Here is a 13,337-nt window from a genome sequence, read left to right as displayed (position 1 = left end):
ACCCTTTACTTCAGCCGTACCGCGTCGGTGCCCGGTCCGTCGAGCATCGCGGACCCCAGCAGGATGTCCGGAATGCCGAACCCGTCGATCAGTGTCTCGACGTGGGGGCGCAGGGTGCGGCAACGCTCGTTGATTCCGCGCGTCACGGCCTTCGAACGCTCCACCGACAGATGCCGGTGCTCCATGAACCAGGCCTTGTCCTCTTCGATCACGGACAGTGCGTAGAGATCGCACACCTCGCCGAAGAGTTCCTTTGCGGTCTCGTCCTCACACGAGTCGATGCCGGCGACGAATGCTTCCAGGATGACGCGCTCGATGTGCGCCTGAGCGGCTTTGAGCACGTGGTCCTGCACGAAGTTGAACGCGTCGAACGGGTTCTCCTCGCGCTTCTGCGCTGCCTGCAATCGCCTTGCCGCAGTGGCGAGTAGGTACTCTTCGCGGTCTTCGAACATCTTCATCTGGGTGCCGCGATTGAAGAGGCTGCCGTCCTCTTCGTTGTCCTGGCGAGTGTCGACGATCGTCTGCAGGATCTGCTGCGCTGCCGTGCGTTTCTTGACCACGTCGGAGACCGTCGTAGCGGCGAAGCGCATCCAGTCGACCGGGCTCATGCCGCGGACTTCGTCGGCGTAGGAGGTGAGGAGTTCTTTTGCGACCAACTGCGTCAGAACGTGGTTGTCACCCTCGAACGTGGTGAAGACGTCGGTGTCCGCCTTGAGTGCGGTGAGGCGGTTCTCGGCGAGATAGCCTGCGCCGCCGCAGGCTTCGCGTGCCTCCTGGATGGCCCGAGTGGCATGCCAGGTGTTGGCGGCCTTGAGTCCGGCGGCGCGACCTTCGAGTTCGCGCTGCTCCTGCGGATCCGGGTCGTCGCTGCTCTGGATGTCGTGCATCGCGGCGACGAGTTCGTTCTGTGCGAACTGCAGAGCGTACGAGCGGGCGATCAACGGCAGCAGACGCTTCTGGTGGACGAGGTAGTCCATGATCAGGACTTCGTCGTCACTCTTCGGAGCACTGAACTGCCTGCGCTGCAGGGCGTATCGACCGGCGATGGCCAATCCGACGCGGGCGGCCGCTGCCGCGGAACCACCGACGGTGACACGTCCACGAACCAGTGTGCCGACCATCGTGAAGAAACGACGGTTCGGGTTCTCGATCGCCGAGCTGTACGTGCCGTCCTCGGCGACGTCGGCGTAACGGTTGAGTAGATTCTCACGCGGGATGCGGACCTGGTCGAAGACGATGCGGCCGTTGTCGACTCCGGGCAGTCCACCCTTGAGCCCGCAGTCGGACGTCGTGACGCCGGGGAGGTCGTTGCCGGCGTCGTCACGAATCGGCACGACAAAGCAGTGGACGCCCTGACTTTCGCCTCCGGTGATCAGCTGTGCGAACACCGCTGCGACGGTGGCGTGCTGGGCAGCGCCGCCGATGTAGTCCTTGCGAGAGGACGGAGTGGGGGAGTTGACGACGAACTCGCCCGTCTCGACGTCGTAGGTCGCCGTGGTTTCGAGTTCCTGGACGTCGCTGCCGTGACCGGTCTCGGTCATCGCAAAGCAACCGAGCAGGTCCAGATCGATCAGCGGCTTGACGTACGCCTGGTGGTGACGCTCGGTGCCGAGGTTTTCGATGGCGCCGCCGAACAGACCCCACTGGACGCCGGCCTTGACCATCAGTGAGAGGTCGGACATCGCGAGCATCTCGATGCTGGTGACGGCGCCACCCGCGTCGCCCGTTCCGCCGTGAGAGACGGCGAAACCGTTTGCGGCGTACCCGAGATCGGCGAGGACCCGCATCTGTTCGAGAGCCTTGGAGCGCGCAATGGCGGTGTTGGGTGTGTAGTGCGGAGCAAAACGTTCGTCGTTCAATTCGCCGCGAACGCGCTCACGCACCTCCCGCCAGCGTCCGTCGAGTGTTGTCCTGAGGTGGTCCGCTGTGGTGGCCATGGAACCGACGATAGCGCGTAGCGCACCGCGGGCAACCCGGTTCGATCCCAACCTCACATTCAGCAGGAGCCCGCGGCACCCGCTTCGATTCCTTGGCGGAAGAGTTCCTTCTCGCTCTCGGACATAGCCTGGTACGAAGGGTCGTTCTCGACGATCTTCAGGAAGTCGGCGCCCGCCGTCTGGGTCGACGTGTCGCCGCTCTGAACACGCTGCTGAACGTAGACGGACACCGCCGAACACCCGCCGAGAAACGCGGGGTCGGTGCTCGTCGCCGCGGTGGTTCGAGCCGAGTCGGTGGCGCTCGGCGGCGACGAAACTGTCGCCTTGTCGTCGTTCGAAGCGTCCGAACCACACGATGTGAGAAGAATCGCAGCCGAGACCATCAGCGTCGTCAACAGTCGCTTCATGCCCGGAATCGTCTCACGCGGGGCCCGGTTCGACCGGAAAACTCGCCTCGAGCACCGAAGTCCTACACCCTGTCGTTGTCAGATTCGACAGAACTGGGACACTGGAAGCCGTGACTGTGTCTTCCGGTGATCCCGACGTGCATGCAACGAACTCCGCTCGGCTCTTCGAACGTGCCGGCAACGTGATTCCGGGTGGCGTCAACTCGCCCGTCCGCGCGTTCGGTTCGGTCGGCGGAACACCGCGATTCATTCGCGAAGCATCCGGCTACACCCTCACCGACGTCGACGGAAACAACTACGTCGACCTGGTGTCGTCCTGGGGTCCGATGATTCTCGGGCACGCTCACCCGGCAGTCGTCGAAGCCGTTCGCGAAGCCGCGCTCGGCGGTCTCTCCTTCGGTGCGCCGACCGAAGGCGAAGTCGCTCTCGCCGAGGAAATCGTCGCCCGCGTCGCGCCCGTGGAAAAGGTTCGCCTGGTCAACTCCGGAACCGAAGCCACGATGAGCGCAGTCCGCCTCGCCCGCGGATTCACCGGGCGGACCAAGATCGTCAAGTTCTCCGGTTGCTACCACGGCCACGTCGACGCCCTTCTCGCCGACGCCGGATCCGGCCTCGCGACGTTCGGGCTGCCGACCTCTCCCGGCGTGACCGGCGCTCAAGCAGAAGACACCATCGTCGTGCGCTACAACGATCTCGACGCGGTGGCCGCGGCCTTCGCGGCCAATCCCGGCGCCATCGCGTGTGTCATCACCGAAGCTGCCGCCGGAAACATGGGCGCCGTCGCACCGCTTCCCGGTTTCAACGAGGGACTGCGTCGTCTCACCCGTGAGCACGGCGCACTCCTGATCATGGACGAGGTGATGACCGGATTCCGCGTCAGTGCCTCGGGTTGGTACGGCATCGACAACGTCGCAGGCGACCTCTACACCTTCGGCAAGGTCATGAGCGGCGGACTGCCCGCCGCAGCATTCGGCGGCCGCGCCGACATCATGGGCCACCTCGCACCGGACGGTCCCGTCTACCAGGCAGGCACCCTCTCGGGTAACCCCGTAGCCGTCGCCGCCGGACTCGCGAGCCTGCGCGCCGCCGACGCCGAGGTGTACGCCAAGCTCGGCCGGAACGCGACCGCCCTCGGCGACCTCATGACCCAAGCACTCACCGCCGAAGGCGTCGAACACCGAGTGCAGTACGCAGGCACCTTGGTGAGCGTGTTCTTCACCGAGAACACGGTGACCAACTACGACGAAGCCAAAGCCGCGCAGACCTGGCGATTCCCCGCCTTCTTCCACGCACTGCTCTCCCGCGGCGTGTACCCGCCGCCGAGCGCGTTCGAAGCGTGGTTCGTCTCCGCAGCACTCGACGATCGAGCCTTCTCGATCATCGCCGACGCCATGCCGCACGCAGCCAAGGCCGCAGCTGCTGCCGTCAAGCCCTGACCAGTTCCCATTCCAGAACACCCGCACGCTTCCGACATCCATCATCTTCAGCGAGGACCCTCGACTGTGACCGACGCCGATCACCCCGACCACACGTCCACCCGCACCATCGTCCACGTCCTGCGCCACGGCGAAGTACACAACCCGCGCGGGATCCTCTACGGACGGCTCCCGGGCTTCCGGTTGTCGGTGGCGGGCGAAGCTCAGGCTCGTGCGGTCGCGTCGGTGCTCGCCGATCACGACATCACCCACGTGGTCGCGTCGCCGCTGCAGCGGGCGCAAGAGACCGCGACTCCGATCGCCGAGGCACACAAGCTCGACATCGTCACGGACGAAAACCTGATCGAGGCAGGCAACGAGTTCGAGGGTCTCAAGGTTGCCGTCGGGGACGGTGCGCTCTCGCGTCCGCGTCACTGGTGGAAACTGCGTGACCCGTTCACCCCGTCCTGGGGCGAGCCCTACCTGCAGATCGCGCATCGCATGCTCGCAGCCGTCAATGCCGCACGCGTCGCGGCAGTCGGACACGAAGCCGTCGTCGTCAGCCATCAGCTCCCGGTCTGGACACTGCGTCGATTCCTGCAGGGCGAGCGTCTCTGGCACGACCCCCGTCACCGTCAGTGTGGACTGGCCTCGTTGACTTCACTGGTCTACGAAGGCGACACCCTGGTCGACATCGTCTACTCCGAACCTGCCGGCGCCTCCGACCCGAGAGTGACAGGAGCATGATTTCGCGCCGCATCGCCGCAGCATTCGCAGCCGCTGCGTCGGCGATGCTTCTTCTCTCGTCCTGCGCGACCGGCGACGACGCCGTCGCACAGGGCGGAACTTTCGACTTCGTCTCACCGGGCGGACAAACCAAGATCTTCTACGATCCGCCGTCCGACCGAGGCACCATCGGCAAGCTCTCCGGGCCCGATCTGATGAACGAAGGTCAGAAGGTCGGTGTCGAGGACTTCGAGGGCAAGGTCGTCGTTCTCAACGTCTGGGGTCAGTGGTGCGGACCGTGCCGCGCCGAAGCCGACGACCTGGAACAGGTCTACGAGCAGACCAAGGATTCGGGCGTGCAGTTCCTCGGCATCAACGTCCGCGACGACACCAAGAACAAAGCGCAGGACTTCGTGGTCGACAACAAGGTCTCGTACCCGTCGATCTACGACCCGTCGATGCGTTCGCTGATCGCCCTCGGTGACGGCTACCCCACGTCGGTCATTCCGACGACGATCGTCCTGGACCGCCAGCATCGCGTCGCCGCGGTGTTCCTCCAAGAACTTCTCGCCGAGGATTTGCTGCCCGTCGTCCAGCGAGTAGCTCAGGAAGACGCGCAGTAAAGATGACAACCACGACCACTACGCTGCTGGCCGGCAGCGACACACTGAGTGCCGGTGTGGGCGAAGCGTTTCAGAACGCGGCGTCGTCCGGTCCGCTTCTGCTCGCCCTCGGCGCCTGTGTGCTCGCCGGTCTGGTGTCGTTCGCTTCACCGTGCGTCGTGCCGCTCGTTCCCGGCTACCTGTCCTACCTGGCCGGCGTCGTCGGTGCCGACGCTCCCGCGATCACCGCCGAAGAAGCGAAGACGCGGACGATCACCCGGAGCAGTCGACTGAGGGTGGCCGGTGCGGCCGGACTGTTCGTCGCGGGCTTCACCGTTGTGTTCGTCCTCGCGACCGCGTCGGTATTCGGCGTGATCTCCACGCTGCTCGTCAACCGCGAGGTCCTGATGCGAGTGGGCGGTGTCGTCACCATCGCAATGGGTCTCGTCTTCATCGGGCTGATTCCGGCGCTGCAGAAGGACGTTCGTTTCGAACCGCGTCGCGTGTCGTCACTGGTGGGTGCGCCGCTGCTCGGGGGAGTGTTCGCTCTGGGCTGGACGCCGTGCCTCGGTCCGACATTGGCAGGCGTGATGTCCGTAGCGGCGGGAACCGACGGGATGACGGCCGCGCGTGGTGTCACGTTGATCGTCGCGTACTGCATCGGACTCGGCCTGCCGTTCATCATCTTGGCGCTGGGATCCGCGCGCGCGCTGACCGGCGTCGGCTGGTTGCGTCGTAATGCACGCACCATTCAAATTTTCGGCGGAATCATGTTGGTGGCAGTGGGGATCGCCCTCGTCACCGGCGCGTGGGACCAGTTCGTCGGCTGGGTTCGCGACGCATTTATCTCGGAGGTGACGCTGCCGATATGACAGCTGACGACAATAACGACCACCCGAAACCCGTGCTGCCGAAGCAGTCGGTGATCGGTCGAGTCGTTGCACTCGGGCGCAACACCTGGCGCGGGCTCACCTCGATGCGGACCGCGCTGGTACTGCTGTTCCTCCTCGCGCTCGCTGCGATCCCCGGCGCCCTGCTGCCACAGCGAACCCTCAACGAGGGCAAGGTCACCGACTACATCGCCGCGCGTCCGACGCTCGGTCCGTGGATGGACCGCCTCGAATTGTTCGACGTGTTCAGCAGTTTCTGGTTCACCGCGATCTACGCATTGCTCTTCATCTCGCTGGTCGGCTGCATCCTGCCGCGTTGCGTGGAGCACGCGAAGGCGCTGCGCACCCGTCCGGTGAATGCGCCGCGCAATCTTGCTCGCCTGCCGCACCACACCACGAGCGTTGTGGACGGCGAGACTCCCGACGAACTTGCTGCCCGGGTGTCGAAAGAACTGCGCGGGTGGCGCGTCGAAACGCGTCGCGGCGATTCGAAATCACGACGCGAAGGCGAGATCACCATCTCGGCGGAGAAGGGATACCTCCGCGAGTTCGGCAACCTCGTGTTCCACCTCTCGCTGGTCGGATTGTTGATCGCGATCGCCGCGGGCAAGTTGTTCGGCTACGAGGGCAATCGCATCGTCATCGCCAACGACGGCCCCGGGTTCTGCACGACCTCGCCGGCAGTGTTCGACTCCTTCGTCGCCGGTCTGAGCCTCGACGGCACCGGCATGACCCCGCTGTGTGTACGTGTGAAGAATTTCCAGGCCGACTACCTCGAGACCGGTCAGGCCGAGATGTTCACCTCGGACATCTCGTACCAGGCAGGCGACGACCTCGAGTCCGATACCTGGCGGGACACGACCATCCAGGTGAACCACCCACTGCGGATCGCCGGCGATCGTGTGTACCTGCAGGGACACGGATATGCGCCGACATTCACCGTCACGTTCCCGAACGGTGAGACCCGCACCGAGACGCTCCAGTGGCGTCCGGACGACGCCACGACGTTCCTGAGCAGTGGCGCGATGCGCTTCGACCCGCCGGGCGGCATGTATCCCGATGCGGACGAGCGTCGGAAGAATCAGATTGCCATCGAAGGATTGTTCGCGCCCACCGCGCTGTTCCACGGCAACCTGCTGTCGTCGAGTTACCCGGCGATGAACGATCCGGCAGTCGCCATCGACATCTACAAGGGCGACACCGGACTCGATACCGGTAACCCGCAATCGCTGTTCGAACTCAACACCGAACTGATCAATCAGGGCCGACTGGTCAAGCAGGATCGAGTCAATCTGTTTCCGGGGGAGAGCGCGACGCTTGCCGACGGAACCCAGGTGCGATTCGATGGTGCCGTCGACTTCGTGAACCTGCAGGTCTCCCACGATCCCGCTCAGGTGTGGGTGTTGGTTTCGGCGTTGACCATGATGGCGGGCCTACTCGTCTCGCTCGTGATCAAGCGTCGCCGCGTCTGGGCACGTATCTATCCAGATGACGAACGACGTACTGTAGTAGAACTTGGTGGGCTTGCCCGCACCGACCACGCAGGCTGGGGCGACGAGTTCGACCGCCTCGCCGACCGCTTGCTGAAAAGCAATCCGACCACCGCGGTGAACCAACCGCACGCGCAGGAGAACGCCCGATGACAACGAACGAGACACTCGCGCAGTACAGCGACTGGGCCTTCAAGTCCGCCTTCACCGTGCTCGTGCTGGCGTTTGTGCTGCTCATCGTGCAGTACGCGTCGGCCAGAGCAAAGGCGGTCCAGGACAAGGAACTGGTCTCCGCCGGCGGTGTCGACGCGTCCGTGCCTGGCAGGGTCGCGGAGACTCCGAGCAAGTCGCTCTCGGAACGATTCGGCGGAATGGGCCGAGCTGTCCTGGTCGTCGGAACGGTGCTTATCATCGCGTCGATCGTGCTCCGCGGATTTGCGACGGAACGATTCCCGCTCGGCAACATGTACGAGTTCGTGGCGATGGCGTGTGCGGCGTCGTTGCTGGTCGGGCACGTCCTGTTGATCAAACCGGCGTACCGTCCGATGTGGGTCTTCCTGCTGGTGCCGGTTCTGATCTTGATGTTCCTCGCCGGCACGGTCCTCTACGCCGACGCGGCTCCCGTGGTGCCGGCGCTACGCTCGTACTGGCTTCCGATTCACGTGACGATCGTCAGCGTCGGCTCCGGAATCTTCATGATCGGCGGTATCGCGAGCCTTCTGTTCCTGCTGCGACTGAAGTTCCCGCCCGGTGACGAAGGCACGAGCATCGGTGGCCGGATCGCAGAGCGACTGCCCGATGCCCAGACTCTCGACCGCTTGGCGTACAAGAGCACGATCATCGCGTTTCCGCTGTTCGGCGCCGGCGTCATCCTCGGTGCCATCTGGGCGGAAGCTGCGTGGGGACGCTTCTGGGGTTGGGATCCGAAGGAGACGATGTCCTTCATCGCCTGGGTGATCTACGCGGCCTACCTGCATGCGAGGGCAACGTCCGGGTGGCGGGAGACGAAGGCCGCCTGGATCAACATCGCCGGTTTTGTTGCGATGCTGTTCAATCTCTTCATCATCAACATGGTCGTCTCCGGCTTGCACTCCTACGCGGGACTCACCTGATCCTCTCGAGGTACCGTGGGTGGCTGCCGACCGGTCTGTAGGTATTACCGGTAGGTACGTCAGGGGCGGGCAACAGTTACGATGCAGCTTGGCGAATTACTAGCTGTCTGGTAGCTGTGGGATCGACGAGGGGGAGCGGCGAGATGGCCGACAAGATTGAAGACGCCGGAGCAGGATTGTGGGAGCCGGTGCGCCCTGCCGAGCCGACGCGGCGCGAGCCGCGCGCATCCGCGCCCGAGCCGTCATCGGACTCGGTTCCCAGCGACGTTCGTAGTCTCTTCGTGGCCCCGGTCGACTCCGGGCCGCTCCAGCAAGTCGCCGGCCAGGCGCCCAGTGCACCCGCCGCTCCGCCGCCGACGACGACCCCAGCGGCTCCGGTGCCAGGTCCCAAGACTCCGGTCATCCAGTATCCGGCAGCGCAGCCAGGCCCGATCAACGGCCAGTTCTCGACCTCGCCTGCGATGCCGATGCAGACCTACGAACCTACGAATCGTGGAGGGTCGCTTCCGGATTCACGAACTGGCGCTCCGCAGCCTGCCCAGAATTCGCAGCCTGCCCAGAATTCGCAGCCTGTCCAGAATCCGCTGCCTGTCCAGAATTCGCAGCCCAGTCCGACCGCGCATGGATCCGCGAGACCGCTCCAGCACCCGCAGGCGCCTTTTGCGCCCGGCGTGCATCTGCCCAATCCCGTGATTCGGCAGTTCGGGCACCCCGGCGCTGCGCCGGTGCAGAACGGCCAGGCCCTGCAGAACGGCCACGCCATGCCGATGGCCCCGCCGACAGCGCCACCTACTCGCGCTCCGATGCCGCAGACCGGATTCAACTCGGCTCCGGACAGTCGCTTCGAGTCAGCTCTCCCGATGACTGCGCAAGATCTCTCGGCTGCGCTCCTCGTCAAGCGGCCTGTCCGGCCTGCCCCGGTGGGTGGCTGGCGCAAGGCGCTGTACACGTTGTCCGGCCGATCGGTGAACCTCGGAAACGGTGCAAAGGAGCAGCACCTCGTCGAGTTGACGCGCCAGATCAACCAGCCGCTGCAGGGCTGCTACAAGGTTGCGGTGCTCAGTCTCAAAGGTGGCGTCGGAAAGACCACGACCACTGCGACACTGGGGTCGATGTTCGGCTCGATCCGCGGCGATCGCGTCGTCGCTGTCGATGCAAACCCCGACCGGGGAACGCTGAGCCAGAAGATCCCGCTCGAAACTCCGGCAACAGTGCGAAACCTGTTGCGCGACGAGAACAGTATCGAGAAGTACAGCGACGTCCGCGGCTACACATCGCAGAATCGCCACCGTCTCGAAGTGCTTGCATCCGACAGTGATCCAGCAGTTTCAGAGGCCTTCAGCGGCGGGGACTACACGCGCACGGTCGACATGCTCGAGAAGTTCTACAGCATAGTTCTGACCGACTGCGGCACCGGATTGATGCACTCGGCGATGCAGGCCATTCTCGAAGGTGCAGATTCGTTGATCGTCGTCAGTTCCGGATCCGTCGACGGTGCACGTAGCGCCTCCGCGACACTTGATTGGCTCGACGCTCACGGTTACAGCAGGCTGGTCGCCACGTCCGTAGCCGTCATCAACGCGGTACGGCCTCGCTCGGGCAAGGTTGATCTGCCCCGGGTCGTCGAGCATTTCGAGCAGCGCTGTCGAGCGGTGAGACTGATTCCGTTCGATCCGCATTTGGAAGAGGGCGCCGAAATCGATCTGGACCGGCTGCGTCCAGGTACTCGGGAAGCGGTGCTGGAGTTGGCTGCGGTGGTTGCGCAGGACTTTCCGGCCTCCCCGTTCGCGTTGCCGGGGCGGTAATCGGATAGCCGGGTGAGCCCGGACGCTACGTCGACGTGTCAGTCGGCGGTACGTCCGGCCCTTCCGTGCGCTTGCGTCGTGTTTGCTGGTTCACATTCCACAGGAATTCGGGATCGTCGTCCGGCCCGCGTACGCCGCTCACCGGGGTACGCGTCGACGGATCGGGCCCGAACGCCTTCCACATCAGAACGATCAATGTCACCAAACCCACCAACGCCAACAGATACAACACGGCGCACCTCCTCAGGGAACTGAAGTCGAGCCTACTCAGTCTCCGGCCCGCTTCACCAGAAGTGGTGCGGACAAGCGTTTCGGCTCGGTGCGCTAGTGCTGTATCTGTCGGGTACTGCAAGATCTGTCGGGTACTACAAGTACTTCGACGTGAGCGAAAGTTGCTCAGTTGTTGTCCGCTTCGGTGGTCAGCGAGCGCAGAAGCTGCATGACCTCGGTCTCACGGAATCGACGATGTCCTCCTGGTGTGCGAAGCGAGCCCAGTCGTCCTGCGTGTGCCCAGCGGGTCACGGTCTTGGGATCGACATGAAACAATGCCGCTACCTGTCCGGGCGTCATGAGTGCGTCTGCGGCGGTATTGAAGGTTGGTGCGCTCATTGTGAGGTCCTCCATGTTGATGTCGAACGTTTGACGAACAGTGATTCCGAACCGAGCAGTGATTCCGAACTTTGGTTCCGAACCGTTGTGTCGACCAGTTGCCAAAAACCTGCGTCGAGTTTGTTTCGAAGTCCTTCGCTCACATTCGACCGTTTTCTGAGTGGTAGCGCAATGTTTGCACAGATATAGCCGGGTAGTCGATCTTTCAAGATAAAGTAATGTTTAAGTAAAGGACAAAATGGATATAGCGGGCTCAGTCCCACCCGTATTCGGAATGGGTAACCTGAGAGGGTGAGTCAGTTGTCTGAAAACCCCGAAAATGTTCCTTCTGAGCCGGTCAAGGCCAGTAAACCCTCCGCAAACTCTGGGCAAGCAAAGTCGGCTGCCGGGCCGGTGACCAAGGGTCAACTGGCCCGCGACGTGGTGCTGTACTCGGTCGCTCGGCTGCTGCTTGTCGTCGTGATCGGTGCCGTCATCATCGGTGGCGGAAAGCTCGCCGGCACCGACGTTCCCTTGATCGTCGCGGCACTGTTCGCAGTTCTGATCGCGCTGCCGCTGTCGCTGCTGCTCTTCGCGAAACTGCGCAAGCGTGTCAATGCGGGCATCGCGGCGGTCGACGCCCAGCGTCGGTCCGATCGTGACGATCTTCGCTCCAAGCTGCGCGGAGACGGGCGGTGACCACGGAGTCGCTCGACGTCGACCGTCGGACCTCGCGCCAGTGGGTCGACAACGCGGTGCGGCTGATCGAAGCCGACGCGCAACGCAGCGCGGACACTCACCTACTGCGCTATCCGCTGCCGAGTAACTGGACCGTCCAGCTCTATCTGAAGGACGAGTCGACCCACATCACGGGAAGTCTCAAGCATCGACTCGCACGGTCGCTTTTCCTCTACGCGATCTGCAACGGCTGGGTTACCGAAGAGACCACAGTCATCGAAGCGTCGTCCGGTTCGACGGCTGTCAGCGAGGCGTATTTCGCGAAGTTGCTCGGCCTGGATTTTGTCGCGGTGATGCCCGCGAGCACGAGTCCCGCCAAGATCGCACTGATCGAGGCGCAGGGTGGACGTTGTCATTTCGTGAGCGATCCGTCCTCGATCTACTCGGAATCACATCGGCTCGCGAGTGAGTTGAACGGTCACTACATGGACCAGTTCACTCACGCCGAGCGCGCGACGGACTGGCGTGGAAACAACAACATCGCCGAATCGATCTTCACTCAGCTCGAGCACGAGGAACATCCGATTCCCGACTGGGTGGTCGTCGGAGCCGGGACGGGCGGAACCGGCGCCACGATCGGCCGCTTTCTTCGCTATCGGAAATTCGACACGGGGCTGTGCGTGGTAGATCCGGAGCACTCCGTGTTCTTCGACGCGTGGCGAGCGAGCGATCCGTCGATCGTCGGTACACGGGGTTCCCGGATCGAGGGCATAGGCCGTCCGCGCGTCGAACCGTCGTTTGTCGGTCAGGTGGTCGACCGAATGATCAAGGTGCCGGACGCAGGCTCGATCGCGGCCGCCCGGCACGCCAGCACAGCCCTGGGGCGCAAAGTAGGTGGCTCGACGGGGACGAACCTGTGGGGAGCTTTTGCGTTGATTGCCGAGATGATGGCAGCCGGGCGCAGCGGCAGCGTCGTCACGCTGCTGTGCGACGGCGGAGAGCGTTACTCGGGCACGTACTACAACGACGAATGGGTGGCGTCGGAAGGGATCGACCTGCTCGGTCCGACGGCAGTGTTGGACGAGTTCGTCCGTTCGGGTGCGTGGACGGCCAGTTCCTGAATCGCCGGCGCCGGACCGTGTGACGGGCGGCTCATCGTCACCCGCGGCCAGGCGTCCAGCCCGGACGACTGCTCGTCCGTTCTGATGCGTATCAGGCCGGGAGAGAGCGTGTTCTCGGCCAGGCGCACGAACCCGAGTCGCTCGTAGTACGGCGCGTTCCACGGAACGTCGACGAACGTCGTCAGAGTCACGAGATCGTGGTGGTGGTCCGCCGCCCATTCGGTGACGGCGTCGATCAGCTGAGCTCCGAGGCCTTTGCGGGCATGATCGGGGTGAACGGAGACCTGTTCGATATGTGCACCGCCGTCCACGATCTCGACGAGCGCGTACGCAACGGGTACGTCGTTTGCGTCGGTCTGAACCCAGATGTGCTCGGCTGCGAGAAAATCGTTCAACTCGTCGAGCGTCGGCGGTGGATCGTCTGCGATGGCGTCCATCCCGATGTCTCGGAACGGTTCGCCCGCGGCGATCTCGATCTGTTGCAGTGCGGGTAGGTCGGTGGATATGGCCGAGCGGATCACAGAAACCGTTTTACCTCGAGAGTGGAGTTTCTCCCAGCGCTACGC

General features: G+C 63.8%; 14 protein-coding genes. 9 read left to right on the top strand and 5 right to left on the bottom strand.

Going from position 1 to position 13,337, the window contains the following annotated elements; genetic code table 11:
- Positions 1–5: 5 nt before the first annotated feature.
- Positions 6–1,937: an acyl-CoA dehydrogenase family protein gene (locus QM596_RS22860; RefSeq protein ID WP_024487810.1), complete on the bottom strand. Its 1,932-nt coding sequence runs from the start codon at positions 1,935–1,937 to the stop codon at positions 6–8.
- Between the two features lie 59 nt (positions 1,938–1,996).
- Positions 1,997–2,344, bottom strand: coding sequence for a hypothetical protein (locus QM596_RS22855; protein ID WP_007735283.1), 348 nt, complete (start codon positions 2,342–2,344; stop codon positions 1,997–1,999).
- A gap of 110 nt (positions 2,345–2,454) precedes the next feature.
- Here QM596_RS22855 and hemL point away from each other — a divergent pair, with 110 nt between their 5' ends.
- The 7 genes from hemL to QM596_RS22820 all read left to right on the top strand — a co-directional run bounded on the left by hemL (position 2,455) and on the right by QM596_RS22820 (position 10,384).
- On the top strand, positions 2,455–3,780 hold the full coding sequence (gene hemL, locus QM596_RS22850) for a glutamate-1-semialdehyde 2,1-aminomutase (RefSeq protein ID WP_037129903.1): 1,326 nt from the start codon (positions 2,455–2,457) through the stop codon (positions 3,778–3,780).
- A gap of 66 nt (positions 3,781–3,846) precedes the next feature.
- Entirely contained in the window at positions 3,847–4,506 is a 660-nt protein-coding gene (locus QM596_RS22845) for a histidine phosphatase family protein (RefSeq protein WP_003941868.1), read from the top strand.
- Positions 4,503–5,108: a TlpA disulfide reductase family protein gene (locus QM596_RS22840; RefSeq protein WP_007735280.1), complete on the top strand. Its 606-nt coding sequence runs from the start codon at positions 4,503–4,505 to the stop codon at positions 5,106–5,108. Before QM596_RS22845 ends, QM596_RS22840 begins: the two co-directional genes overlap by 4 nt.
- Positions 5,109–5,110: 2 nt before the next feature.
- Positions 5,111–5,959: a cytochrome c biogenesis CcdA family protein gene (locus tag QM596_RS22835; protein ID WP_007735278.1), complete on the top strand. Its 849-nt coding sequence runs from the start codon at positions 5,111–5,113 to the stop codon at positions 5,957–5,959.
- Entirely contained in the window at positions 5,956–7,620 is a 1,665-nt protein-coding gene (resB, locus tag QM596_RS22830) for a cytochrome c biogenesis protein ResB (protein ID WP_042453041.1), read from the top strand. Before QM596_RS22835 ends, resB begins: the two co-directional genes overlap by 4 nt.
- A complete protein-coding gene (gene ccsB, locus QM596_RS22825; RefSeq protein WP_003941951.1) occupies positions 7,617–8,579 on the top strand; it encodes a c-type cytochrome biogenesis protein CcsB in 963 nt (320 codons plus the stop codon). Before resB ends, ccsB begins: the two co-directional genes overlap by 4 nt.
- Positions 8,580–8,722: 143 nt before the next feature.
- Entirely contained in the window at positions 8,723–10,384 is a 1,662-nt protein-coding gene (locus QM596_RS22820) for a MinD/ParA family ATP-binding protein (RefSeq protein ID WP_283309985.1), read from the top strand.
- A gap of 25 nt (positions 10,385–10,409) precedes the next feature.
- Here QM596_RS22820 and QM596_RS22815 read toward each other — a convergent pair whose 3' ends face one another.
- A complete protein-coding gene (locus QM596_RS22815) occupies positions 10,410–10,616 on the bottom strand; it encodes a hypothetical protein (protein ID WP_019744349.1) in 207 nt (68 codons plus the stop codon).
- A 164-nt stretch (positions 10,617–10,780) separates the two neighbouring features.
- Positions 10,781–10,993, bottom strand: a complete 213-nt coding sequence (locus QM596_RS22810; protein WP_003942029.1) for a BldC family transcriptional regulator — start codon at positions 10,991–10,993, stop codon at positions 10,781–10,783.
- Positions 10,994–11,284: 291 nt separating this feature from the next.
- On the opposite strand from QM596_RS22810, the gene QM596_RS22805 reads away from it, so the two are divergent.
- Positions 11,285–11,671 carry a DUF4229 domain-containing protein gene (locus QM596_RS22805; RefSeq protein ID WP_019744347.1) on the top strand — a complete coding sequence of 129 codons (387 nt, stop codon included), beginning with the start codon at positions 11,285–11,287 and terminating at the stop codon, positions 11,669–11,671.
- A complete protein-coding gene (gene cds1, locus QM596_RS22800; RefSeq protein WP_019744346.1) occupies positions 11,668–12,771 on the top strand; it encodes an L-cysteine desulfhydrase Cds1 in 1,104 nt (367 codons plus the stop codon). The genes QM596_RS22805 and cds1 overlap by 4 nt, the downstream gene beginning before the upstream one ends.
- On the opposite strand, the gene QM596_RS22795 is transcribed toward cds1, so the two are convergent.
- Positions 12,669–13,292 (bottom strand): GNAT family N-acetyltransferase, encoded by a 624-nt coding sequence (locus QM596_RS22795; RefSeq protein WP_020968948.1) that lies wholly within the window; start codon positions 13,290–13,292, stop codon positions 12,669–12,671. The two genes, cds1 and QM596_RS22795, sit on opposite strands and share 103 nt — an antisense overlap.
- Between the last annotated feature and the right edge of the window lie 45 nt (positions 13,293–13,337).

The organism is Rhodococcus sp. IEGM 1406 (assembly GCF_030056745.1).
Classification (GTDB): Bacteria; Actinomycetota; Actinomycetes; order Mycobacteriales; family Mycobacteriaceae; genus Rhodococcus_F; species Rhodococcus_F erythropolis.
Note: the sequence above shows the minus strand (reverse complement) of the source record. Positions and strands in the feature narration are given on the sequence as shown.